This window comes from Burkholderia sp. Ac-20365 (assembly GCF_017104715.1).
Taxonomy (GTDB): Bacteria; Pseudomonadota; Gammaproteobacteria; order Burkholderiales; family Burkholderiaceae; genus Paraburkholderia.
This window is the reverse complement of record NZ_JAAGPI010000130.1, coordinates 1-792: the sequence shown is the minus strand read 5'-3', so window position 1 is coordinate 792 and position 792 is coordinate 1. Positions and strand designations below refer to the sequence as shown.

Here is a 792-nt window from a genome sequence, read left to right as displayed (position 1 = left end):
TTGCACGTTATTAGCGCAGGACGGGGACCTAGCCGTGATTTCGTGGGCGAGGCATATCATGAGGTGTAAAGGCCATGGATATGCCGATGAAGAAGAAAAGACAAACTGTAGCGCGTCAGGCAGCGGCCCGCGGGCCGCTGCCTGAACTGCCCAAGGAACTGCTGGACCAGTTGGTCAAGGGGCCGATGACGCCAGCCGAGGTGCAGGACCTGATGCTGGCGTTCAACAAGGCGGTCATCGAGCGCGCGATGGGAGCCGAGATGAATCTGCATCTGGGCTACCCCTGGGCCAGCCCAAGCCGCCCGGGCAGGTCAACGAGCGCAACGGCGCCAGCGGCAAGACGGTCATTACCGATCGTGGCCCAGTCCGGGTCGACGTGCCTCGTGACCGTGACGGCAGCTTCGAGCCGATCCTGATTCCCAAGCACGAGCGCCACTTCACCGGCTTCGACGAACGCATCATCGCGATGTACGCCCGCGGCATGAGCGTGCGCGAGATTCAGGGATTTCTGGCCGAGCACTATGGCACCGAGGTATCGCCCGACTTCATCAGCTCGGTCACCGACGAGGTGATGGCCGAAGCGCTGAGCTGGCAGAGCCGCCCCCTCGAGACGATGTACCCGGTGGTGTTCTTCGATGCGCTGCGGGTCAAGATTCGCGACGATGGCGTGGTCAGCAACAAGGCCGTGTATCTGGCTTTGGGCATTCAGGCCGACGGCCAGCGCGACGTGCTGGGCCTTTGGATCGAGCAGACCGAGGGCGCCAAGTTCTGGCTCAAGGTGTTCAACGAACT

1 pseudogene is annotated in these 792 nt (G+C 62.5%); it reads left to right on the top strand.

Going from position 1 to position 792, the window contains the following annotated elements:
* Positions 1-86: 86 nt before the first annotated feature.
* Positions 87-792 (top strand): annotated as a pseudogene (locus tag G3O01_RS44965) (IS256 family transposase); the annotation flags it as partial.